This window comes from Micromonospora sp. Llam0 (genome assembly GCF_003751085.1).
Classification (GTDB): domain Bacteria; phylum Actinomycetota; class Actinomycetes; order Mycobacteriales; family Micromonosporaceae; genus Micromonospora_E.
Genome location: NZ_RJJY01000001.1, coordinates 1862797 through 1887373, shown reverse-complemented (window position 1 = coordinate 1887373; position 24577 = coordinate 1862797). Strand labels below are relative to the sequence as shown.

At 72.7% G+C, this 24577-nt stretch carries 15 protein-coding genes; 6 read left to right on the top strand and 9 right to left on the bottom strand.

Features of this window, described 5'->3' with window-relative positions:
- Positions 1-2: 2 nt before the first annotated feature.
- Entirely contained in the window at positions 3-1784 is a 1782-nt protein-coding gene (locus tag EDC02_RS08475) for a PP2C family protein-serine/threonine phosphatase (protein ID WP_123601461.1), read from the bottom strand.
- Between the two features lie 182 nt (positions 1785-1966).
- Positions 1967-3061, bottom strand: coding sequence for a glycosyltransferase family 4 protein (locus EDC02_RS08470; protein ID WP_123604623.1), 1095 nt, complete (start codon positions 3059-3061; stop codon positions 1967-1969).
- A gap of 287 nt (positions 3062-3348) precedes the next feature.
- Here EDC02_RS08470 and EDC02_RS08465 point away from each other — a divergent pair, with 287 nt between their 5' ends.
- Genes EDC02_RS08465 through EDC02_RS08455 form a run of 3 tightly spaced genes read left to right on the top strand, consistent with a single transcriptional unit; the run spans position 3349 to position 8119 of the window.
- Entirely contained in the window at positions 3349-6084 is a 2736-nt protein-coding gene (locus EDC02_RS08465) for a LuxR C-terminal-related transcriptional regulator (protein WP_158632099.1), read from the top strand.
- Positions 6085-6126: 42 nt separating this feature from the next.
- Positions 6127-6807, top strand: coding sequence for a BON domain-containing protein (locus tag EDC02_RS08460; protein WP_123601459.1), 681 nt, complete (start codon positions 6127-6129; stop codon positions 6805-6807).
- A gap of 28 nt (positions 6808-6835) precedes the next feature.
- Positions 6836-8119, top strand: a complete 1284-nt coding sequence (locus tag EDC02_RS08455; protein WP_233605806.1) for a mechanosensitive ion channel family protein — start codon at positions 6836-6838, stop codon at positions 8117-8119.
- 13 nt (positions 8120-8132) lie between these two features.
- Here EDC02_RS08455 and dnaK read toward each other — a convergent pair whose 3' ends face one another.
- A complete protein-coding gene (gene dnaK, locus EDC02_RS08450; protein ID WP_123601458.1) occupies positions 8133-9896 on the bottom strand; it encodes a molecular chaperone DnaK in 1764 nt (587 codons plus the stop codon).
- A gap of 196 nt (positions 9897-10092) precedes the next feature.
- On the opposite strand from dnaK, the gene EDC02_RS08445 reads away from it, so the two are divergent.
- Together EDC02_RS08445 and EDC02_RS08440 are read left to right on the top strand one after the other, a co-directional pair.
- Entirely contained in the window at positions 10093-10281 is a 189-nt protein-coding gene (locus EDC02_RS08445; RefSeq protein ID WP_123604621.1) for a DUF2795 domain-containing protein, read from the top strand.
- A 70-nt stretch (positions 10282-10351) separates the two neighbouring features.
- Positions 10352-11065, top strand: coding sequence for a methyltransferase domain-containing protein (locus EDC02_RS08440; RefSeq protein ID WP_123601457.1), 714 nt, complete (start codon positions 10352-10354; stop codon positions 11063-11065).
- A 125-nt stretch (positions 11066-11190) separates the two neighbouring features.
- On the opposite strand, the gene EDC02_RS08435 is transcribed toward EDC02_RS08440, so the two are convergent.
- The 3 genes from EDC02_RS08435 to EDC02_RS08425 form a co-directional block, all read right to left on the bottom strand.
- Positions 11191-12261: a serine protease gene (locus EDC02_RS08435; protein WP_123601456.1), complete on the bottom strand. Its 1071-nt coding sequence runs from the start codon at positions 12259-12261 to the stop codon at positions 11191-11193.
- Positions 12262-12480: 219 nt separating this feature from the next.
- Positions 12481-13965, bottom strand: a complete 1485-nt coding sequence (locus EDC02_RS08430; protein ID WP_123601455.1) for a serine-threonine protein kinase — start codon at positions 13963-13965, stop codon at positions 12481-12483.
- A 26-nt stretch (positions 13966-13991) separates the two neighbouring features.
- Complete coding sequence (locus EDC02_RS08425) at positions 13992-15881, bottom strand: S8 family peptidase (RefSeq protein WP_199757548.1); 1890 nt, start codon at positions 15879-15881, stop codon at positions 13992-13994.
- A 239-nt stretch (positions 15882-16120) separates the two neighbouring features.
- Here EDC02_RS08425 and EDC02_RS08415 point away from each other — a divergent pair, with 239 nt between their 5' ends.
- Positions 16121-20674: an HAD-IC family P-type ATPase gene (locus tag EDC02_RS08415; RefSeq protein ID WP_123601453.1), complete on the top strand. Its 4554-nt coding sequence runs from the start codon at positions 16121-16123 to the stop codon at positions 20672-20674.
- A gap of 17 nt (positions 20675-20691) precedes the next feature.
- Here the strand turns inward: EDC02_RS08415 and EDC02_RS08410 are convergent, their stop codons facing one another.
- The 3 genes from EDC02_RS08410 to EDC02_RS08400 form a co-directional block, all read right to left on the bottom strand.
- Positions 20692-21189, bottom strand: coding sequence for a hypothetical protein (locus tag EDC02_RS08410; protein ID WP_148083373.1), 498 nt, complete (start codon positions 21187-21189; stop codon positions 20692-20694).
- A gap of 159 nt (positions 21190-21348) precedes the next feature.
- The gene (locus EDC02_RS08405; protein ID WP_123601451.1) at positions 21349-22827 is read right to left on the bottom strand and encodes an NADH-quinone oxidoreductase subunit NuoF family protein; all 1479 of its coding nucleotides are present in this window, start codon (positions 22825-22827) and stop codon (positions 21349-21351) included.
- Positions 22824-24365 (bottom strand): hypothetical protein, encoded by a 1542-nt coding sequence (locus EDC02_RS08400; RefSeq protein WP_158632098.1) that lies wholly within the window; start codon positions 24363-24365, stop codon positions 22824-22826. Before EDC02_RS08400 ends, EDC02_RS08405 begins: the two co-directional genes overlap by 4 nt.
- Positions 24366-24577: the final 212 nt, after the last annotated feature.

Below are 24577 nucleotides of genomic sequence, written 5' to 3'. Positions count from 1 at the left end.
CGTCAGCTGTCCGGTCCTGGGTCGGACCTGGCAGGCAGACGCCGGTACCGCAGCAAGTGGCCGGGCGGATCAGCGCGAACCGCGAGCACGGCGATGTCGTCGTGCTCGCGGCCGGCCAGCCAGTCCCCCGCCAACTGCTCCACCCGTTCGGCGAGTGCCGGCGCCGGCAGCTGATGACACCCCTGCAACGCCTGCGTGAGCCGGTCGAGACCGTACTGCTCGGTGCCGTACCGCCCGCCACGGGCCTCGGTGACCCCGTCGCTGTAGAGCAGGCACGTCTCACCGGGCGCGAGGTCGACGGTCAACTGACCGATCCGCGGCTGCGGGACCACGCCGATCAGCATGCCGCTGAGCGGCACCGTCTGCACCGTAGCGTCGCCCCGCAGCACCAACGGCGGTAGGTGACCACCGCCGGCCAGGGTGAGCGTCAGACCACCGTCGCGGGCCGGACGGGCCGACCCGAGCACAATTGTCGCGAACCGGCCCTGCCCCTGGGCCTGGGTCGTCTCCAGGACTGACTCGTTGAGCAGGCGGAGTAGTCGTCTCGGATCGGTCTCGACGTTACGCAGCGCCTGCAGCGCCTGGCGTACCTGGCCGGTGAACACCGCCGCTTCGACGCCCTTACCCGAGACGTCACCGAGAAAGAACAGCACCTCGCGCTCGGGCAGGTCGAATGCGCCGTAGAAGTCGCCACCGATACGCAGCGACGACGGGGCCGGCCGGTACGCGGTGCCCCACTGCACACCCGGCACCGGTCGGGGCACCGCCGGCAACAGGCTGGCCTGCAGGGTCTCCGCGATCTCCGACTGGTCACGGTAGAGGACCGCAGCGTCGAGCGCGGAGCCGGCGCGGGCGGCGAACCCCCGCAACAGATGCAGATCGGCGTCGTCGAATCCGACCGGACCGGGTCGGGCGACCAGCAGCACGCCGGTCGGATGCGTGCTGCCCGGCAGGGCGGCGACCCGCACGGCGGAATCCCGGCCCTGCGGCGGGGACAGCCAACCCAGGTCGACGAGTTGATCGGCAAGCCAGTCCAGGGAGGTCGCCTCGACGCCACGCAACGCCTCGGTGAACGCCGGTGGCAGCTCCGTCACCGCGATCGCGCCGCCGTCGACCGGTGGTTTCCCACCGGTACCCGGATCGACGGCCCGCCACCAGTGGGCGCGACCACGGCGGGGTGCGACCACCAGCACCGCGGACTGTCCCAGCGTCGGCACCGCGAGCCGCACGGCGGCCCGGGCTGCCCGGTCCTCGTGCAGTGGGTTGCCGAGTTGCTGGCTGGCGTTGGCCAGGAACATCCAGCGGGCCCGCTCGGCGAGCAGGGCGTCAGCGCGCGCGGTGGGCTCGGTCGCGTCGTCGACATACCAGGCGATCCGGTCGTGCGCCAAGGGAACCCGGCGCAACCGCAGCCGGTGTCCGTGGTGGGTCAGCTCCGCAGCGGAGGAACTGTCCCAGGTGGCCGGGTCCAGCCCCACGATGCCGCTGGCGGCGACCACCTGCCCGAGGACCAGCTCCGGCAGCAGCCGTCGGGCGGTGGCGTCCAACTGCCGAACCACCCCGGCACCGTCACAGATCAGCAGCCCTTCGCGGAAGTTGTCGACGGTGGCCTGCCCGGGAGGTCCGCTCAGGGCTGCGGCGGACGGTATGGTCGGCTCCCCATGCCGGAGTCGGGGATCAGCCGCAGCACCGGGCGGGACAGCTCCGTAAGCCGCCGTCGCCGTCGACTCGGGTGTGCAGACCCGCCCGTCGCCCGGTTCCCAGTCCGTGACGTCGGCGGTGCTCACCAGCCAGGCCCCACTCCCTTGTCCCGGTTGACCGGTCCCGGACAGCGCACCGGGACCGCTGCTCAAGCACCACCCTACGCGGCTGGTCACGAACCGCCACCCGAGCAGTTGTGCAGTCGCATGCCGTGGACCGCCCGCCTTCGGGTTGGTGCGGGCGGCCCGGCCGCCCGCACCAACCGGATTCAGCCGTCGACCACCAGCGGCAACAGGTCGTGCTCCGGTCGCTGCACCGGCTCCGGTTCGCCGTCGGTCGGCGCCGCGAGCGACATCGCGTACTTCCACCGGTGGTAGATCCGCTCGTACCGGGACGCCATCAGATCCGGCGAGAACGACAGCCGTACGTGCTCCGCGCACACCCGCGGGTCCAGTTTTCCGGCCCGCTCGATGGCCTCCGGCAGCTCGGCCGGGTCGGTGCAGACCATCCCCGTCTCGCCGTGACGCACCACCTCCGGCACCGCACCCCGGTTGAGGGCGACGACCGGGGTGCCGCAGGCCATCGCCTCCAGCATCACCATCCCGAACGGTTCCTCCCAGCGGATCGGCATGAGCAGGCACCGGGCTTCGGAGAGCAGTTGCCAGCACCGCTGTCGGTCGGGGTTGACCAGCAGCTCGACGTCGGGGCCGAGGATCGGCTGGACGACGTCCTCGAGATAGCGCCGCTCGGACGGCTCGGTCGCCTTGCCGGCAAGAACGAGCGGCACGCCGGCCGTCCGGCAGGCCTCGATCGCCAGGTCCGGGCCCTTGTCCGCAGCGAAGCGCCCGAGCCACAGCACCGGGCCGTCGGCCGGCACCGGCTTGGGCCGAACGTCGGCGGCCAGCCCGTTGTGCACGGTCGCCGCCCACGGCAGGCCGCCACCGACACGACGCTGCGCGTAGGAGATCGCCACCAACGCGACGGCTCGGTCGATACCGCGCAGATACTCACCCAGCTCGCCGTCCGGCGAATTGTGCACGGTGACCACCGTCGGCACCCGCCGACGGGTGGCGGCGAGCGGACCGACGGTGGTGTGGTCGTGCACGACGTCGAAGGTGTCGTCCTCGATGAGCCGGTCCACCCGGGCCAGATGGACGAGTTCCGGCAGGGAGTGACCGAGCCGGTCGGACTGCAACTCGCGGACGGTACTGACGAAGTTCGCGGCGGTCCCGGTCCGGCTGCCGGCTCCGAACAGCGTCACTTCGTTGCCCCGGGCGACCAACGCGTCGACCAGTGCGGCGCAGACCTGCTCGACGCCGCCGTAACCGGGCGGAGGTAGCTCGTAGTAGGGCGGCACGATCATGGCAATCCGCAGCGGCTTGTGCTGCTCGGTGTGCGTGGACGGAACGTCGTTCACGGCGCACCCCCTGCGCTGAGCCGACACTACGGCCGGATGTTCACCGGGTACCCGGTAGGGAGGGATAAAAACTGATATGTCAACGCCGGACGGGCCAAGGTAACTCAACCGGAATGGTCCGCTGCGACGGTGGCGCGTTAGAACCGGACAGGTCGGGGAACGCCACCCGCGACACACACTCAGGACCGGCAGGCGCGCAGGCAGCACCGCCGGCACGGCGACGGGAGTGGCGGATGCGCACAGCCGGACAGGAAACCGTGGCGGGACACCATCGCGCGCTCCGGCCGACCGCCCCGACGAACCTTGATCCGGTGCCGCTGCTCGGATCGAAGACCGCCCCGCCGGATCCACCGGCCGGCCTGCTCGACCGGCCGCGGCTGACCGCCCGGTTGGAGGTCGGTACGCGTGGCCCGTTGACGCTGCTGGTCGCACCGGCCGGCTGGGGCAAGACCGCGCTGCTGGCCGGCTGGTTCGTCGGCCGACAGGCCAGGGGCAGTGCGATCTGGCTGACTCTCGAGTCCACCGACCGCGGTGACCGGTTCTGGTCGTACCTACACGCGGCGCTCGCCGCCGAGACGGCCCGCCGGCACCCGGACCGGCCCGCGCCGCCCGCTCCCGGCCGTGCCGATCGCGAACTCTTCCTGCCCCGGTTCGCGTCGGTGATCGCCGCCCAGCCGGAGCCGGTCCTGCTGGTGCTGGACGACGCGCACACCGTCACCGATCCCGAGGTGGTCCGGGGAATCGAGTTCCTGCTGCGGCACTGCCGTGGGCGACTGCGTCTGGTGGCGGCCGGCCGCACCGAACCGGCACTCGCACTGCACCGGTACCGGTTGACCGGTGAGCTCACCGAGATCCGGGCCGCCGAGCTCGCGCTGACCTTGACCGAGAGTGCCCGTCTGGTCGACGCGCAGGGCCTCGGCCCGGTCACCGACCAGATCCGCGAACTGCACCACCGGGCCGAGGGGTGGCCGGCCGGGGTCCGGTTGGCCGGTCTGGCGCTGCGGGCCGGCGAAAGACCCACGACGGTACGGGAGTACGTCGGTGCCGATCCCGACCCGGCCGCCGATTACCTGTCCGCCGAGGTGCTCGCCGGGCAGGCTGCGCTGACGCGTCAGACGCTCGTCCGCACCTCGGTGCTGGACCGGGTCTGCGGTCCCCTGGCCGACGAGCTGACCGGGCGCGACGACGGCGAGGAGCAGCTGGCTGCGGCCGCCCGCGACGCCGCCGGTTTCATCTTCGCGGTGGGCGGCGACCCGACCTGGTACCGCTGTCACCGGATGCTCAGCGACGTGCTGTACGCCGAGTTGAGCAGCCGGTTCGCTGACGAGATCCCGCGGCTGCACGAGCGGGCGTACCGGTGGCATCGCGCACACGGCCGGCCGCTGGCGGCGGTCCGGCACGGGCTGGCCTGCGGAGACCTGGCCGGTGCCGGCCAACTGGTCGACGAGCACTGGCCCGAACTGCTGCTCTGCGGTCACCAGGACGCCCGGCACACCCCGTTGCCCACCGGCCTGGACGCCGGTCATCCGGGCCTGGCGCTGGCTGCCGCCGTCGACCGGTTGGAGACCGCTGGCCGGCCGGCGGCCGGGCCGCTGCCGGACATCCGCGGCCAGGAACCGACCAGCATCGCCAACCGGCTCGTGGCCGCGATCGACGGGAGCCGGTACGACGAGACGCTGAGCTACGCCGACGAGTTGCTCGCCACCACCGGGCTGGCCACGACGACCGCAGGTGCGCCGGCCGAGGGCGTGGAGACCCTGGGCGAACGGGCACGCGCGGTGGCGACGGCGATGCTCGGAACCGTCCAGTTCGGTCGCGGCGACCTGACCGACGCCGAGGCGGCGCTGACCGGTCTGATCACCGCCCCGGCAACCAACGGGTACGGCTGCCCGACCCGGTACGCCGCCGGTCAACTGGCGCTGCTGCACGCCCGGCGGGGTGAGCTGGCGGCCGCCTACCGCGCCGCCCAGCAGACCCTGGTCACTGCGGCCTGCCCGGGACGTCGGTGTGCCAGCCACGCCGCCGCCGCTCATCTCGCGCTCGCCCTGGTCGCCCTGTACCGCGACGAACTGCCCGACGCGACCCGGCAGCTGGATCTGGCCGCAGCGCTGGTCGTGCCCGGGACACCGGGGACGGTCACCGGGCTGCTCCCGGTGGTCCGGGCCGCGCTTCGACAGGCTGAGGGGGACTTCGCCGCAGTCGCCGATCTGCTCACCACTGCACCGGTGGACCGGGACCCGCCCGACGGTCCGCACAGCCGACTGCGCCAGCTGGCCCTCGCCGAGGCCCGAATGGCTTGCGGCGACCTCGACGGGGCCCGGGAACTGCTGCTGGACCAAATCCACGACGACCGCGCACCGGGGGTGGCGATCGCACTGGCCCGGCTGCATCTGCTCGCCGACGGACCGGCCGATGCTCTGGCGGCGCTCCCCCAGTGGTCGGCACCGAATGGTGGATCACCGGCGGACCCACCGGCGATCCAGCCGGAACGCCAGCCAGTGACCCTGCTGGAACGGTTGAACGCCGGGCTGGTCGCGGCCGTCGCCACCCACCGGATGGGCGACCAACGTCAAGCCCGCGAGCTGCTCGAACAGGTGCTCGACCTGGCCGCCCCGGACGGTCACCGGCTGGTGTTCAACCACGCCGGCTCCCCAGCGCGGGACCTGCTTGTCGAGCACCTCGACTCACCGACCCGGCACCGGAACCTTGTCAACGATCTCGTCGACGGTGTCGGTCGGCGGCACGCCGACCGACACCGTCCGGCCCCAGCGCTGGCCGAACCGCTCACCGACCGGGAACTGACCGTACTGCGGTACCTGCAGGGGACGCTGTCGAACGGGGAGATCGCCGCCGAGCTGTTCCTGTCGGTGAACACGGTCAAGACCCACGTCCGCAACATCTACCAGAAGCTCGGTGCCCCCCGCCGCCGGGAGGCCGTACGCCGGGCGCGTGAACTGCGTCTGCTCTGAGTCCACCGGCAGGCCGGCACGACGACATTCGTTGGAGGAAAATTGACCGCCGCGACGGTGCGTACGGACGAGGAGATCCAGCGTGACGTCCTCGAAGAACTCAAATGGGACGCCCGGGTCCAGCCCAACGAGATCGGCGTGACCGTGCTGGAGGGCGTGGTGACGCTGCTGGGCTGGGTCGACAACTACGGCAAGAAGTGGGCGGCGGAGCGCACCACCCACCGGGTACGCGGGGTGACCGCGGTCGCGAACGACATCGAGGTACGGCTGCCCAGCTCAGCGGAGCGCACCGACGCCGATGTCGCTGGCGCCGCCACCCGGGCGCTGGAGTGGGACGCGTTCGTTCCGATCGAACGGCTCGAGGTGACCGTCGCCCACGGGTGGGTCACGCTCAAGGGCGAGGTCGAATGGGAGTTCCAGCGCCGAGCGGCGGAGCGGGCGGTACGCCGGCTCTCCGGGGTACGCGGGGTGACCAATCTGATCGCCGTCCGCCCCCGGATCAACCCTTCGGCACCGGAGCTTCGACGCAGCATCGAGGACGCGCTGGTGCGCAGCGCCGCCACCGACGCCCGGCAGGTCACCGTCGACACCGACGGTGGCCGGGTCATCGTCAAGGGGGTGGTCCGCTCCTGGCTGGAGCGTGAGGAGGCGGAGCGGATCGCCTGGTCGGCGCCGGGAGTCACCGCGGTGGAGAACCGGATCACCGTGGAACCCGGTAGCTGACCGGGCGGCGGGCGGAGGTCACCGGGCCGTGTGGGACGAGCAGTTGGGTCGGGCGGTGGCGACGGTGGTCGTCGCGGTCGGTGGCTCGCTGGCCCTGGCCTGGCTCTCCGGCAGGGTGGTCCGGCACGCGGCGCGCGGCCGGGTCGCACCGTTCCTCAACACACTGCACCGGGAGTGCCACCGGCCATGGAGCGCCACGCTGCTGGTCACCGGATTGCTGCTTGCGGTGCCGTTCAGCGGGATCACCGGCGAGGTCCGTGACGAAGCGCTGCACATCCTGCTGCTCGCGCTGATCTACGCCAGCGCCTGGCTGGTGATCCGGATCCTGTTCGTCTTCGAGGACACCGCGTTCCGCCGGCTGCCGGTGGACATGGCGGACAACCGACGGCGGCGACGCGCCCGTACCCAGATCGGTCTGCTCCGCCGGCTCACCGCGGTGATCATTAGTATCGTCGCGCTGGCCGCGACGCTGATGACGTTCTCCCAGCTCCGGGCGTTGGGCGCGTCTCTGCTCGCCTCGGCCGGCGTGGCTGGGGTGGTGGCCGGCCTGGCCGCTCAGTCGGTGCTCGGCCACGTGTTCGCCGGACTGCAGCTCGCCTTCAGCGACGAACTGCGCCTCGACGACGTCGTGGTGGTCGACGAGGAGTGGGGGCGGGTCGAGGAGATCCGGCTCACCTATGTCGTGGTACGGGTCTGGGACCAGCGCCGGCTGATCCTGCCGACGTCCTACTTCACCACCACCCCGTTCCAGAACTGGACCCGCAACGAGGCGCAGGTGCTGGGCAGCGTGATCCTGCACCTGGACTTCACCGCCGACATCGACGTGCTGCGGGCCGAGGCGCACCGCATCGTCGACGCCTCCGCCCTGTGGGACCGCCGGGAGTGGGTGATGCAGGTGGTCGACGCGACCGAGACGACCATCTGCGTACGGCTGCTCGCCTCGGCCGCCGATGCGCCCAGCTCGTGGGACCTGCGGTGCGAGCTACGCGAGGGTCTCTTCACGTTCCTCCGCCGGCATCATCCCGACTGGCTGCCCAGGGCCCGCAGCGAGCTGGCCGCTCCGGTCGAAGAGGAAGCGCTGCCGCCGGCCCGGCACGCCACCGCCGGCCCGTCGACCGGCCGGGCGGGCACGGCCCGGTTGGGACGACCCGGTGCCGGCGGGCCGGACCCGGGAAGCAGCCGCGGCACCGGACCGCGCGGACGGGCGGCCCGCGCCGCCGGCATCCGGCAGTTCGGCAGTGCTGCGGCGAACCGCCGGCAACGGACGATGATCGACTCGGCCGCAGCGGATCCGCCGCGGCCCGGGGACTGACTGAACGCGCTAGTTAGGCACCGGGAATCGCCGGAACGAACACGGCGGCGACCTGTCGCAGTTCCGCAGCGAGCGTCCGCAGCCGCTCCACCGGAGCGTGCTCGCGCAACGCGCCCCCGGCGTCGTCGAGAAGCATCCGGGCCCGGGTGCGCTCGTGGGCGGGTACGCCGGTGGCCGGTCCGGTCAGCTCCCGCTCGACCAGCTCGATCAGTGACTCCAGATCCCCGGCGGGGTCGGTGGCGGCGGCCACCGGCCCGGCGTCGCCCGCCGGCGACCGTGGCTCGACGATCTCGGTCACCACGATCGACTGACGGCTACCGCCGTCGGCGTCGCGCGCCGAGATCGTCACCATTCCGTCGGCGTCCGTGTCGATGGTGACCTCGATCCGGGGCACCCCACGCGGCGCGGGCCGGATTCCGGACAACCGGAACCGCCCGAGCACCCGGTTGTCCGCCGCCCGTCGGCGCTGGCCCTGCCGGACGACGACGTCGACGCTGGTCTGGCCGTCCTCGGCGGTGGAGAAGACCTGGGTCCGCCGGACCGGGATGGCGGTGTTGCGCTCGATGATCGTCGCCATCGTCCCATCGTGTGCCTGCAGTCCGAGGGCGAGCGGGGTGACGTCACGCAACCGGGCGGGTCCGCCCGTACCGATGAGCAGCCCGGCCTGCACCGCGGCGCCGAGCGCCACCACCTCGTCGGCGTTGATCAGCAACTGCGGCTCCTGACCGTCGGCCAGCCGGCGCAGCAGGTCGCGCACCGCCGGGATCCGGGTCGCGCCACCGACCATCAGCACCTGGTCGAGGTCCGCTGGGGCGACCCGCGCGTCCCGCATCGCCTGCTCCACCGGATTGCGACAGCGTTCCACCAGATCACCGGTGAGTTCGTCGAAGGACGGCCGGTCGATCAGGGTCCGCAGGTGTTTGGGACCCGCGGCGTCGGACGCGACGAACGGCAGGTTGACCTCCGCCTCGGTGACCGCAGACAGTTCCTCCTTGGCCCGCCGGGCCGCCTCGACCACCCGCCGCCGGGTCTGCGGGTCCGCCGCCAGGTCGATGCCGTGGTCCCGGTGGAACTCGGCGACCAGATGTTCCACCAGACGGTGGTCGAAGTCGTCACCGCCCAGGTGGCTGTCGCCGGCGGCGGCGCGGACCTCGACCGTGCCGTCACCGGCGGTCAGCACGCTGACGTCGAAGGTCCCGCCGCCGAGATCGACCACCAGGATGGTCTGCCGCTGGCGCAGGTGCAGCCCGTAGGCCAGCGCGGCAGCCGTCGGTTCGTTGATCAGCCGCAGGATTTCCAGGCCGGCGAGTCGGCCGGCCTCGCGGGTCGCGGTGCGCTGGGCATCGTCGAAATGCGCTGGTACGGTGACCACCGCCCGATCGATCCGTTCACCGAGGGTCCTGGCCGCCTCGTCGACGAGGCTGCGCAGCACCAGCGCGCTGATCTCCTCCGGAGCGTACCGGCGGCCCTTGACGTCGAACCGGGCCAGACCGCCGTCACCGACCACGTCGAACACCACCTCGGCGGCTTCCCGGCCGACCTCGTCGTAACGCCGTCCGGCGAAACGTTTGGCGGAGTGGACGGTGCCCTGCGGGTTGAGCACCGCCTGCCGGCAGGCGGCATCACCGACCAGCAGGGCGCCGGCCTCGGTGAACGCCACCACGGACGGAGTGGTCCGCGACCCGGTCGCGTTCGGTACGACCGTGGGCCGGCCCCCCGAGACCGCGGCGATGACCGAGTTGGTGGTGCCCAGGTCGATTCCCACTGCGCGCGGCATGACCGTCCCCCCTCGTACCGGCGTCCGGCGCGGGCCGGTTGAGCTGTTAGTGATCGTGGCAGCCGCCCGGATGACACCGCGTCACCCGGGTGGAGTGAGTTGGGCCCGGTGACGGCTGGCCGCGCGACCGGGCTTCGGTCACCTGATGCCCGCCGGGCAGGCGTGGACCGGCCCGGGGCCGGGTACCGCTGCCGCCATGACCGACGCACCACGGCTCCCTGACTACGTCGACGGCCTGGACTTCCCGCTCTCCCGCGAGGACCTGGTCCGGCGGGCACAGGAACTCGGCGCGGACACCGCGTTGCTGCAGGCGTTACGGGCGCTGCCCGCCGAGCGGTTCGTCAACGCCGAGCAGTTGCTGGCCGAGATCGGCCGACCCGGTTGAACCTGCGACGTACGACGGGCGGTGCGGATGTACCGCGTTTCGTCCGGTCGAGGCCGGGTACCGGCGTCGGGTGTTCTACGCGGAGTTCTCCAGCACCCGGCACCGGTTGCACGACGGCTATCTGACCGCCGCTGCCGTCGATCTGCTGGCCGCCGATCCCCGACTGCGCGACCTCGACGTCGAGGTCCGGTTCGACGGCGGCGTCGCGCATCTGACCGGCGACGTCGCCGACGAGGCGGAGCTGCGTCGGGTCCGCGAGGCGATCGGACGGTTGGCGGGGGTGCACGGGGTCTGGGACCGCGTCCGGATCGCCGGCGCCGAGCCGGTGATCCTGGACATCGGCTGCGGCGACGGCCCGCAGTACCCCGGCAACATCGGCCTGGACCAGCGACCGGGCAAGGCGGTGGCGGTCGTCGCTGATCTGCGCGACGGCCTGCCGGTGCGCGACGACGCGGCGGATCAGATCTTCGCGGTGCACGTGCTGGAGCACCTGACCGACTACCTGCGCCTGATCGACGAGTGCCACCGGGTGTTGCGCCCTGGCGGTGTGCTGCATGTGCTCTCGCCGTGGTGGCGGCATGTCAACGCGGTCGCGGATCCGACCCATCTGCGGTTCTTCGACCTGCAGACGATCAAGGGCATCTGCCAGCAGCCGGGGACTGCCGGACGCTGGTATCCCCAGCACGCCTCCTGCGACGGGGCCACGGTCTTCGCCGATCTGGTCGCCGCCCGTGCGAACGATCCCGACCCGTCACCCGGTCACCTCGCCCGGTTCTTCGACTAGTCGCCGACGGGGCACGGTCGATCCCGGCCGGAACAGGCGGTGCCCGTTCCGGCCGGGAGGGCCGCGTCGAACCGGGAGGGCCGCCGCGTCGAACGGACCGCCGGGCGACGCCGTCGGCGGCCGGGTCAGACCCGGTCGGCGACCGACGCGTAGGCGTTGTAGACGGCGGTGTCGAAGTACGGGCTCTTGTTCCACCCGGTGCTCGGGTTCAGCGTACTCATCACGCCGTTGACGTAACCGAGGCTGCCGTCGTAGTTGCGCAGCCACGGCGCGCCGCTGGACCCGCCGGTGAAGCCGCACCGCAACTGGATGCGGTTCTCCAGGAACGGCCAGAAACCGGGCCGGCTGGTGGTGCCCCGGCAGTACTGCTGCCAGCCACCGTCGTACGGCGCCGCCGCCGGGTAGGCCAGGATCGTGACGTACTGCTGGTAGTTGTAGTTCCAGGACAGGCCGTTGCCGCCGACGACGCTGACGATCCGTTGGCCGGCGGCGTTGGGCCGGACGGTTACGAAGCCGACGTCCCGGTCCAGGTTGCTGTTGTTCGCCCAGGCGGTGAAGGTGGTCAGGTACTTCGCCGACCAGGTGCCGTACGGCCGGGCCCCGTAGTTGTAGCGCGGGACGAAGGTCCAGTTCTGCATCCAGGTGCCGCCGCTGCCGCCGTGTACGCAGTGCCCGGCGGTCATCACCAGCAGCCGGGAGACGCTGTTGACCGTCGCCGCGGAGCACACGTAGTCGTAGCCGTTCACCGGGTTGCGGAAGAAGACCTTGCCGACGCTGGCCGAGGCATTGACGGCCGGCGCGCCGCCGGATGCCGCGCTGTCGCCGGTGGACTCGCCCGCAGCAGCCGGTGCCGCCGGAATCGGCCGGTGCGGGGCTGCCGGAGCGACGGTGCCGGCCGGTTGCCGCCCGGGTTGCGGCGCGGTGCCCCGACGCGCCGGCGGCGACAGGTCGCGGAGCAGTTCGTCGGCGGGCCGTGCGTCGCGCATCCGCTGCGGGGTCCAGTAGTCCCGGACCCGCTGCGGATCGGCGGCGGTGCCGCTGTGCCGTCCGTCGAACACCGGTGCCTCGGCGGTGGTGACCGCCCCGCGGCCACTGTGTGGTGCTGCGGCGGCTGGTCGCGGTGCGATCAGCGCCACCGTGGCGAGCAGCGCCGCGAGCACGACGACCCCGGACCGGCGCAGGTGTGGTGAGGACATGCGGTGGCCTTTCGTCGGTGAGTGCATCTGAATCGATGCGATGCCCCCACAGCATGTAACACACACGGGACAAAGTCAGCACCGAAGTGCGTCCGGATAACTACCCAGAGTCAGTCACACAGCTGACAGACACCCATTTAGCTGGGCGACTATACAGAAGCAGGGTCACCCGCCGATAACCGAGCGTTGTCGGCGACGGACCACGTACGTGACACCCATTCAGCCCGACGACGGAACCAGCCCGCCGGCCACCAGGACCAGCCAGGTGAGTTCCGGATGGACGATGTCACTGTGCGCTCCGGCCGGTGGCCCACCGCGGCGCACTACGGCGGTGGCGTCCACGTTGTGGACCCGCCGGTGCTCCAGTCGGTTGCCGCCATGGCCCACCGCCGCCAGTGGCAACGACCGGGCACCGACACCGGCGGCACCGTGGAAGCCGAGTGCCCCCCACCGCTCGGCGAGCGCCGGGGTCGCCGCGGCGTCGTCCCCGGCGGCCAGCGAGGCGAGCGGGTAGAACACGCCCAGGGCCGAATCGTTGGTCGAGAAGCAGACCGAGACCGGCCCGGCGATCCGGGCCGGCAGCCCGGCCAGAGCACCGGACCGGACCGGATCGAACGGCAGCGTCGGGGCGAAGGCGAACCGGGAGAACGCCCCTTGCAGCAGGGTCAACGACCGCACCGGGCGAACCGTGCCGCCGACCGCCGGCTGCGCCGCGTCGGCGGCGAAGCTGACCAGCCGGGCCCCGAAGCTGTGCCCGACCAGGTGGATCCGCACGGCCGGCGCCACCGTGGCAAGCCGGGTCAGCACCGGCCCCAGGCCCACCCGGCCGACCCGGCCGACCCGGCCCTTCATCTGCCAGTAGGTCAGTTGCCGCAGCGCTTCCTTGGCCCCGTGCCAGATTCCGCGCAGCGGGTCCACCAGGCCTGCCGCGCCGCCGACCGCCGCCGCGTCCAGTGGGGTGTGGCAGCGCCGCAGCTCGTCGAGGAAGCGGGCGTACAACTTGACTGGGTCCACGTCGAGCATCGCGGGCAGCGCCGGCGCGGGCCCAGCCGGAGCCGGACCGTCCGCAGATCTCCCGGCCCCCGCCAGGTCCGGGCCGGTCGGTACCGCATCGCCGTCGTCGCCGAAACCGTCGGCGGTCACCGTCGCGAACTGGCGGAGCTCGTTGGCGAAGGCCCGCACCCGGGCCCGGGTGGGCGAGGTGCGCAGCAGGTGCGCCATCCGGTCCAAGGCCGGCGCGCCAACGGGGAAGGTGGCCCGCAGCACGTTCAGCGTCTCGTCGTCCAGACCCGCCGATCGGGGACGATCCGGGCCGCGACGCCGGCCGACCGGGCCTACCCCGGCACGGGCACCGGCGAGCCTGGCCGGACCGGGACCGGGCCATGTCGAGCCGACCGGCTCGAAGTCCGGCGCCGGCTCGTCGGGCCACCGGCGTGCCGGCCAGTGCACGCCGACCAGCCCCAGACTCTCCGCCCACGGTCCCGCCCGCCGGGCCTGCTCGGCGAGCAGGTTGAAGAAGGCGGCGTAGAGCGCGTCAGCGACATCCCGATCGTTGTTCCAGCCGTGCGCGAGCACCACCAGATCGGTGACGCCACGGGCACGGGCACCGGACAGCAGCCCGGTCACCGACACCGGGTCCGGATCGCCTCCGGCGTCGAAGCGCAGCTCCCACCACGGAAGACCGCCGATCCGTCGATCCGTCATCGGGCCCCTTCCGCCGCCACCGGTGGTCACACCGACTGCAGTGCCCGCATCAGGTCCACCAGCCCGTGGCCCTGGAAGTGCCGGTCGCGGCCGAGCGGCACGGCGGTGTCGAGCAGGATCTGCTTGATCCGATCCGGCTGGCCGATGAACTCCCGACGCACGGACAGGAAGGCTGCGACCGCGCCGGAAACATGTGGTGCCGCCACGCTCGTACCGGACTCCTCCAGGTAGACCGCCGTGCGCGGGTCCGGCCCGCCGGCCTGGGTCGTGGCCAGCCGGGCACCCGCCGCGCAGGAAACGATCCGTTCGCCGGGAGCGACCAGGTCCGGCTTGCGGCGGCCGTCGCCGGTCGGCCCCTTCGAGGAGAAGTAGGACACCCCGTAGGTGTGCGGCATGTCGCGGTGCGTCGACCCGACCGTGATCGCGCGTTCGGCGTTACCCGGATCGTTGATCGTCGCGCCCAGCGCGAACCGCGACGGTACGCCGAACGGCGCGCCGACCGCGCCGTACCCGGAGTTCCCGGCGGCGGTCACCACGACCACTCCGGACCGGACCAGTTTGTCCACCTCGCGGCAGAGCGGGGACTGGCCGCATGCGAACCACTCCGGATCGAACTCGTACCCGACGCTGAGATTGACCCCGTGGATGCGCATCACCCGGTCGCTACGCGCGTTGACCTCGCGTACGTAGGCCAGCGCGGCGATCACCCGGGACACCCGTTCGGTGAGGTTACCCCCACCGTGCAGCACCTTCAGGCTGACCAACCTGGTCAGTGGCGCGACACCGACCATCGAGGCCGGATCGACCACTGGGCGGGACACCGGGACCGGCACGGCCGGATCGTCGATGTCGTAGCGGTGCTCGATCACCCGTACCGTCCGCTGCGGATGCCGGCATGCCCAGTCGTCCACACCACCGGCGATGATCCCCGCGACGTGGGTACCGTGGCCGCTGTCGTCGGTCAACGCGTCGCGCGCCCGGGGTCGTGCCCCGGGCGGGAAGCTGCGGTGCAGGTCGCGGACCTCGGGTGCGCTGAGCGTCGCGTAGCTGGCGAAGTGCGGGTGCCGCGCGTCGATACCCGAGTCGACCACCGCCCAGACGATCCGTTCGCCGGTGGCGTTGAAGGTCCGCCGGGCCGCGTCTGCCTTGATGGTGGCCGCCGAGACGTCGATCTGCGGCCGGACTGGGAAGTCCGGCCAGATCCGGTGCACGCTGCGCTGATCCGGATCGCCGACGACGGTGTCCGCCGCTACCAGCCGCTTCATCTGGTTGACGCTGAGTTCCCCGACGACGTACTCGCCGGCCAGTGGCCGGGGGTGCCGACCCGCGGTGACCCGGAACCAGAGTCCGGCCAACTGCTCGGTGGCGCGCTGCGGTCCGCCGGCGAAGTGCAGGTTGACCGCCGCCAGCACCGGCACCGGCTCGTCCGGGCCGAGCGGGAAGCCGAGGCGCTGCCGCCCAGTGACCGCCCGCAACGGATCGGTGATCACCCCGGGCGCGGCGAGCGGCGCTGGACTGTCCGGACCGGGCGCGTCGTTGGCGTCGTTGGCGTCGTTGGCGGCGGTGGCGGCGGTGGCGGCGGTGGCGGCGGTGGCGGTGGCGGCCGGCCCGTCGGGTGCCGGCACGGACGACGTCCCCTGGCCGGCCAGCAGCGTAGCCCGCGCCCGACCGGCGTCGGTCAACGACCAGGTCCGGCCGCCGGTGACCAGATTGGCGGCGCGCAGCCGGTCCAACGCCTGCCGGACCCGGTGGTGCCACTGCGGTTCGCCGTCGCGGTCGGCACGCTCGGCGTCGCCGAGCCGGTCACCGTACCGGAACGCCACCTCGCGCAGCACCGTGACGAGCCCGGGGGCGGCCCGGGGGCGGCCGGCGAGCGCGATCAGCGTACGGCTGTCCCAGTCATCCGGCTGCGTCACGGCGGTCCCCTCCCACCAGCGCCGCGAACGGCTGATCGACGACCGCAGCGGCCACCTCAAGCATAGAGCGACGAAACAACTACTCAAAGTGACCAATCGGCCGTACTTCCGGACCGGCCGCCGGACCCGAAAACCGGAAACCCACTCAGCTACGCACCGCCCGCGCCTACCGTGAGGAGACGAGAGCCACCACTGACCGTCATCCCCCGGGGCGGACCGACGCCAGGGAGGTGACGCCCGTGCTGGAGCGTCCGGCAGCCACCATCAGCTCGGTACGGCACCGCCGGATGGCCCACGCCCGGCACGCCTGGGCCTACGACGGCCACGCCCATCTCGAGGTCAGCACGGACGACCACGGTCGGGTGATCGCCGACGTGCAGCGGCTGGAACAGGCCCTCCACGAGGTCGACGGGGTGCACTGGGCGGCCTGGAACGGCGCGCTGGGCCGGATGGTGGTCCGGTTCGACTCCGAGGTGATCGGCAACTCCCGGCTCGTCGCCGCGCTCGCCGACGCGGAGCGGCGCGTCGCCCCGCAAGCGACCGGCACCACGCACGTCGACGCCGGCCTCGGTAACGCCGTGTCACTGGCCGGTGATCTGATCGGCGCCGGTGTCGGAGCCGTCGGCAAGGTACTCCGGCTGCCCGCACTACCCAACGAGCTCGCCGCACTGCCCGCCGCCTTCGAGCACGTCCCGCAGCTGCGTTCCTGGTTGCGCCGCACGCTCGGCCCGGTCGGCGCGGACCTCGGCCAGGCGATGTTCAGCACCGCCGTGGCGGCGGCCTCCCAGCGCCCGCTGACCAGCCTCACCGACGCCGTGCTGCGGGTCTCGCTGATCGCCGAGGATTCCGCCTACCACAAGGTGTGGGCCGCCCGGGCGCGCGAACTGCATCCCGACCCGGACAGCAGTCGCGCACCGGCGCTGCCGGCGCCGGCCCGCCCCCGGCAGCTGCCGGACGGCCCAATCGAGCGCTACGCCCAACGGATGAGCACGCTGACCCTGGTCACCGTCGGAATGCTCACCATGCTGCCGGGCGGCCGGCAGCGTGCCGCCCGGGTCACCGCAGTCGCCTCCCCGCGCAGCGCCCGGACCGGCCGCGACGCCTACTGCGGAGAGCTCGGCCGGATCCTCGCCCAGCGGGGCGTGGTGGTGCGGGAAGCCGCCGCGCTGCGCCGGCTGGACCGGGTCGACACCGTGATCGTCGACGCCTCGGTGCTGCTCACCGGCCGTACCCTGGTCACCGCGGTGGTTCCGGTCAGGGGAACCGAGGAGCAGGCCCGCCGGATCGCGGCCCGGCTGCTGGATCCCGCCACCGGCCCGGGCGACGGCCGTGACCAGCCCCAGCCGACCACCGGCAGGCCGGGCGGCGGCGAGGCCACCGACGGCTGGGCGTTGACCGCCCCGCACCGGCTCACCCATGCATTGCCAGCCGACCTGCTGGACCGGCTCAGCCGTGGTGACCCGGCGAACGGCGACCGGGCCGGGACTCCCGGCGGTGACCTGCTGGTGCTCACCCACCACGGGGAGCCGATGGCCCTGGTACGTGCCGAGGCCGAACTGGACCCGCTGGCGGAGGCGCTCACCACGGCAGCCCGCCGGGTCGGCCAACTGCTCATCGCGGGCCGCAGCCGGGCCGGCCGCAGTCCGGCGACCGGTCCGACCGGCAGCATGCTCGCCAGCCGTTGCCAGGCGGCGGGGACGGTGGCCGGCGGATCGAAACTGGCCGCCTCCGTACGGACGCTGCAGCAGGCCGGCCACGGGGTCGCCCTGATCGCCGCCCGCAACGACGTCGCCCTGGCCGCTGCGGACTGCGGAATCGGGGTGATCCGGGCCGCCGCCCGCCGCCCGCCGTGGGGTGCCCACCTGATCTGTGCGCCCGGACTGGAGACCGCCTGGCTGGTGCTGGAGGCCACGGCGCTGGCCCGTTCGGTGAGCACCGACAGCGCCCGGCGGGCCATGCTCGGCTCCGTCGCCGCCGCCGCGCTCGGCGTGCTCGACGGTAGCCCACGTGGCGGCTCGCGGTCGTTGTTGATCGACAACGTGGCTGGCCTGGTCAACCTGGCGATTGGGCACCGGGCGGCCCACGGGCTGCGCGGGCGGGCGACACCCGCGCCGCGCAGCCGGGCACCCTGGCACGCCATGCCGGTCGACGAGGTGCTCACCCGGCTCGACTCCTCGGCCGAAGGACTCAGCGACGCACAGGCCCGGCAACGGCAGGCCGAACAGTCAGGTGGCCAACCCGACGACGGGCCGGGACGTGGCCTGTGGCAGGCCACCGCGGCCGAGCTGGACACGCCACTGACCGGTCCGTTGGCCGCTGGCGCCGGGGTGTCGGCGATGACCGGATCGACCGTGGACGCCGTCATGGTGCTGTCGGTGATCATGGCCAACGCGCTGCTCGCCGGGGCCCAGGAGATGGCGGCCGGGCGAGCGCTGCGCCGGCTGCTCAGCGCCGGGGCCCTGCGGGTACGGCTGCAGCGCGACGGCGAACAGCACGTCCGCCCAGCGGAGGATCTGGTGGCCGGTGACCTCATCTGCCTGGAAGCGGGCGACTCGGTGCCCGCCGACTGCCGGCTGGTCACCGCCAACGGCCTGGAGATGGACGAGTCGAGCCTCACCGGTGAATCGGTCCCGGTGGCGAAAACCGTCGACGGCACCGGAGCCGACGCGGTCGCCGACCGCACCAGCATGGTGTACGCGGGCAGCACCGTGGCCGCCGGCACGGCCACCGCCGTCGTGGTGGCGACCGGCCGGTCGACCGAGGCAGGCAGCTCCGTCGACCAGGTGCAGGACGAATCCCCGCGCGGTGGGGTGCAGGCCCGGCTGCGGCAGATCACCTCGGCATCGATACCGACCGCGCTCGCCGCCGCCGCGGCGACCCTCGGCAGCGGGCTACTGCGGGGCCGGTTGGCCGAATCGGTCGGGTCCTCGGTGGCCCTCGCCGTCGCCGCGATCCCCGAGGGACTGCCGTTCGTCGCCACCGCCGCCCAGCTCAGCGCGAGCAGGCGGCTGTCCCGGCACAACGTGCTGATCCGGGACCCCCGGGCGATGGAGGCGCTCGGCCGGGTCGACGTGATCTGCTTCGACAAGACCGGCACCCTCACCCAGGGGTCGATCCGGCTGCAGAGCGTCTGCGACGGCCGACGAACCGAGCCCGTCGACGAGCTGGGCTCCGATCTGCGACAGGTTCTGGCCGCGGCGCTGCGGGCCACCCCCGTCCCGGACGGCGATCAGAAACTGCCCCACCCGACCGACCAGGCGGTGGTCGACGGCGCCTACTCGGCCGGGGTGGGCATCCGGGAAGGCGCCGACGGGTGGGAGCCGCTCGCCGAACTGCCGTTCGAGCCGGGCCGGGGCTTCCACGCGGTACTCGGTGGTTGCCCGGGTGGTGCCGTCATCAGCGTCAAGGGCGCCCCGGAGACCGTGCTGCCGCGGTGCGCGACCTGGCGCCGCGCCGACGGCGTGGTGCCGCTGGACGACGCCGGCCGCCGCGAGATCGACCTGGCCATCGACCGGCTGGCCCGCGGCGGGCTGCGGGTACTCGCCGTCGCCGGTCGGGTCGCGTCCGGTCGCCGGGACCTCGACGACGACCGCATCGACCGGTTGGAGCTGCACGGGTTGCTCGGCCTGGCCGACCCGCCACGCGACACCGCCGCCGACGCCGTCCGGCGGTTGCGCCGCGCCGGGATCACCGTGGTGATGCTGACCGGTGACCACCCGAGCACCGCCGAGTCGATCGGCTCGCAACTCGGCCTGCTCGACGGCAGCGCGGTGGTCACCGGGGCGGACATCGACGCCGCCGGACCGGATCAGCTGCCCGGGCTGGTGTCCCGGACAGCGGTCTTCGCCCGGGTCAGTCCGGCCCACAAGGTCGCCGTGGTCCGGGCGCTGCGCCAGGCCGGCCGGGTCGTCGCGGTGACCGGCGACGGCGCCAACGACGCACCGGCGATCCAACTCGCCGACGTCGGAATCGCCCTCGGCGATCACGGCACCAGCGCCGCCCGCCAGGCGGCGGACATGATCGTGGTCGACGGCCGGATCGAGAGCATCGCCGAGGGCGTGGCCGAAGGGCGGGCGATGTGGGTGTCGGTGCGTGAGGCCCTCGCCCTGCTGCTCGGCGGCAACCTGGGAGAGATCCTCTTCTCGGTCGGCAGCTCGCTCATCTCCGGTCAGCAGGCGCTCAACCCCCGGCAGATCCTGTTCGTCAACCTGATGACCGACCTGCTGCCGGCGATCGCCGTGGCGTCCCGCCCACCACGGGGAATCAGCGCCGACGAGCTCGCCCGTGAGGGACCGGAGTCGTCGCTCGGCGCCAGCCTCAACCAGCAGGTCGCTCGGCGGGCGGCGGCGACCGCGCTGGCAACCACCGGCGGTTGGCTGGCCGCCCGGTTCACCGGCACCCCCGCCCGCGCCGGCAGCGTGGCGCTCGCCTCGCTGGTGGCATCCCAGCTGGCACAGACCGCGGTCGCCGCGAAGGGTGATCCGACGGTGCTGGCGGCGGCCGGGGTGTCACTCGGGGCGTTGTTCGGGGTGGTGCAGACGCCGGTGGTCAGTCAGTTCTTCGGCTGCCGTCCGCTGGGACCGGTCGGCTGGTCGGTCGTCGGCGGTTCGGCGGTCGCCGCGGCCGGGCTCGGGCTGCTGCCGCTGGAACGGATCGAACGGCTCCGCCGGACCCGACTGGGCCGGTTGACGACGAATGTCGCCCACCGGGGTGCCGGTCACCGGGTACGCCGGGCCGTCCGCCCGGTACGTCGGTTCCGGCCGACCGGCACCGACGCCCCGGTCCCGGCCTGACACCCGGATTCGTCGACCTACGCCGCCGCGCTGATCTGGCGTTCGAAGCGCTGCCGCAGCCCGTCCGCCCGTTGCGGGTCGGCGAAACCCTTGAACGCCTGTTCGACGAACTCCGCCGGGATCATCGCCTCGACCTGGGTCCGGAAGTCCTGGTCGAGCCGGGTGACGGTCAGCTCAGGCGGATCGGTGAGCCGGGCCACGATCGGGCCGGCGTTCATCCGGGACAGCAGGTACGGGGTGCCCGGCGTACCTGTCGCGCACAGGTAGTAGCCGTAGGCCGTGCCCACCTCGTCGGATCGGACGGTGGCCGGGTCCAGCCGCCAGACTTCCGCGGTGCACAGCATCCGTTCGTCCGGGTTGACCTCGTGACCGTGCGCGGCGTGCTCGTCCGCGGTGGACTGCTCAATGGTGGTCGCGATCCGCAGCGCGGCGTCGTCGCGCAGTTGCGCCTCGGTCAACACCGGCGCCGCCGCCGCGGTCGAGTAGTGGAAGCCACCCGCGAGCAGCATCAGCACCAGTAGCTCCGGTACCAGCCACCACGCCGCGACGCGTCGCCGCGACGCCCGAGCCCGAGGTGGATCGACATCTTTCAACACCACAGCAGTGTCTCAGCAGCCGGCCAGGAAGGGAAGCCACCGGCTGCGCCGGTGGCGATGCGGCACCGCCGGCGGCGGTCAGTGGCCGCCCTTGCCCTCGCCGAACCGCAAGGCCAGCGCCGGACACATGTTGACCGCCTTGCGGGCACCCGGTTCCAACCACACCGGCACCGGGGACGGCGGGAAGGCCGGATAGCCGTTCGCGTCGAGGCGGATGAACTCCGGGACCACGTGTGCGCACAGGCCGTGCCCGTCGCACCGGGTCCAGTCCACACTCAGCCGCTTGGTGCCACCGGACGGCGCGTCGGCCGGCAGCGGGAGGACACCCTTGACCGGCTTACCACAGCCGTCGCCCTGGGCGTGCGCGGCCAGATCCTCGGTGAACACCTCCAGCGCTGAGATGGCGAACCGGGACGTGCCGTCCGGGTGGCTGCAGGCGCCCCGCCCCTTCACCACACTCGCCGCCGCCCGGACCATGTCGACCGCCGCGCTGCCGATGACCAGGGAATCGACGGTGCGGGCCAGGTCCGGAAGTCCGAGCCGACAGGGCCCGCACTGCCCGGCCGACTCACCGGCGAGATAGTGCACCACCCGGGCGACCTCGCCCATCGGACAGGTGCTGTCGCCGAGCGGGATGGTGATGCCGGCGCCGATCGTGCCACCGACCTTGGTGAAACCTTTCCGGGACACGTCGACCACGGACACCGCCTCGGGGGTGATCCACTTGCCGTGGAACCCACCGATCAGCAGCCCCGGGCCGACCGGCGCCTCGCACAGTTCCAGGATGTCCCGCAGCGGGGTCCCGGTGGGGCACTCCACCACGGCCGGACGGGCGGCGGACCCGCCGATGGTCAGCAGGACCGTCCCCGGTTCGTCGGCCAGGCCGACCGCGCCGTACTCGTAGGGGCCGAGCCGGGCGGCGATGGCGAGCTGGGAGTACGTCTCCGCGTTGGACAGCAACGTCGGCAGACCGGACACCCCAGAGTCGCTGGCCCGGACCTTGACCCCGGGCGGGATGTGCGGCAGACCGTTGATGCCCCGGACCAACGCCCCGCCCTCGCCGGAGATGAACCGGTGCGGGACGGTGACGATGCTGGCTGGCACCGGCATCCGGCGTTCGGCCAGCGCCGCCGACAGTGACGCGCCGCCGACGCCGTCGTCCGCGACACCGATGACGATCTCGTCGGCCTCCAGCGCGTACGCCGCCAGCGCCGCGCCGTCCAGGATCAGGTGCGGGGCCCGGGTGAGCAGCACCTTGTCCTTCCAGCTGGCCGGCTCCCCCTCGGTGGCGTTGACCACGACGATAACCGGTTTGTCCTGCTTGTCGGCTGACTCGACCACCGCCTGGACCTTGCGGTGGAACGGAAAGCCGGCACCGCCCCGTCCCCGTAGGTCGATCGCTTCAGCCAGCCGCATCAGGTCGTCGACCGACAGTGGTCCGACCCCGCCGTGCACCTGTTCGTGCGCCCGCAGATCGAGCCGACCGAACTCCTCGAACCCGGCGGTCAACCGGGGCGGGCCGACGGTGGCGACCGGCGGGACCGATGCCGTGCTCAATTCGCCTCTCCTCGAAGCTGCGTCCAGTACTCGTCGTCGGAGTCCTCCGCGTCCCGACGTCGCCGGGACCGCCGGCTGCCCGCGGACTCTGCCGCAGCCGCCCGCTGGGCCCGCCGGGAGGCCAGATCGACCAGCGTCGGGGTGTCGTCGGCCGGCAGGTAGTCATCCATCTCACGGTCCACCGGAGCCGGATCGGGCTCGGCCCGGTAGCGCGACGCCCGACCGCGGGCCGGTTCGGCGGAGACCGGACGGTCGTCGAACCGGCCACGCGGGCCGGCCCCGGAGACCGGACGGTCGTCGGCGAACCGGCTCCGGGCACCGGTGCCGGAGACCGGACGGTCGTCGGCGTAGCGGCCCCGGGAGCCGATGGTCTCCGCGACCGAACGCCGTGACTCGCGGGGCGCGTAACCACCGTCGTCGTCGACCTGGCGCCGCCGTCCGCCGTCCGGCTCGGCGTAGCGCCGCTGGTCGGGCTCCTCGGCGTAGCGTCGGCGTGTGCCGGCGTCCTCCTCGGCGTAGCGACCGCGGCCGGAGTCGGACCGGCGGTACTCCCGGGACTCCTCGGTCGCGGCCGGACGCGACCGCGGCGCGGGTCGCCCCACCTCGGGTACCCGGTACCGGTCGGCGGACCGGGTGGAGGTGCCGCGCCCGGCACCCGCCGGCACCCACGAATCGATCATGTCCGCGCCACGCTCGCCAAACGACGCGAAGCGGGCGGTCGCCGGTTCCAGGCTGATTCCGTCGTCCCGATTGCCCCGACGGCGTGACGATCCGGACCCGGACCGGGAGTCGTCGGCCATCTTGCCGACCGGCTTCATCGAGGTGCCGGTGGCCTGCGACACGAACGGCTTCTTCTTGCCCACGCCGGTGGCGAACCGGACCAGCAGGGCGATGACCACCAGCACAAGGCAGATGACGTAGCTGAGCGTCACCCAGGTCGCCGGGGGTCGGCCGGTGCCGAGTCCGTGCATGATCCCGATCGGCCAGGCGACGTAGGCACCGCTGTGCAGCGCCCGCCACAGCCACGGCGGGCCCACACCGACCCACCGGGCCCGCGCCAGACCGGTCCACATGATCGCGAACATGAGGTACGCCGCGAGGGTGCCCATGCCCACGTAGATCGCCTGACCGCCGCCGAGGAACGGGATGAACGCCCCGACGGCGGAGACCGCACCGGTGGTGATCTGAGTGATGACGTGCAGCACCAGGAAGGTGATCGCCATGATCCCGGTGGTGCGGTGCGCCGACTGCAGCAGCACCCGGTGCCGGGGCAGCAGCACGATCCGGTCGGTCGCCAGCAGCCCGATCATCACCGTGATGCTGAGCGCCACCAGGGCGAAGACGCCACCGAAGAAGTCCAGGAAGAAGAACGCGTAGACGTACGCGACCCGGCCTGCCGACGTAAGCATCGCCAGTGCCCAGAAGGCCGCCAGCACCGACGCCGAGAGAATCAGGACCGAAAGGCGGGACGGCTGTCGCCCGCCGGAGAGTTCGGTCCTGGGGCCGGCGGGTCGCTGGTTCTGGTTCGTCCGCGCCATCTGCTCCTCGATCTCCACTCGGTGCCATCCACACACCCGCACCGGCCGGGCTCATCCGCCCGGTCCACCGCGAGTGCCCTGCCCTTGGCTTGGCGCCGGAGAAACCGTACCGCTTCCCGGTCGATTCGCCCGCTCCAGTGCCGTCCCTCTGCATCTACGTAGTTGAGGCGTCGACGGATGAACGGCTCCGGGATTTGATTGTGAGGTCACCG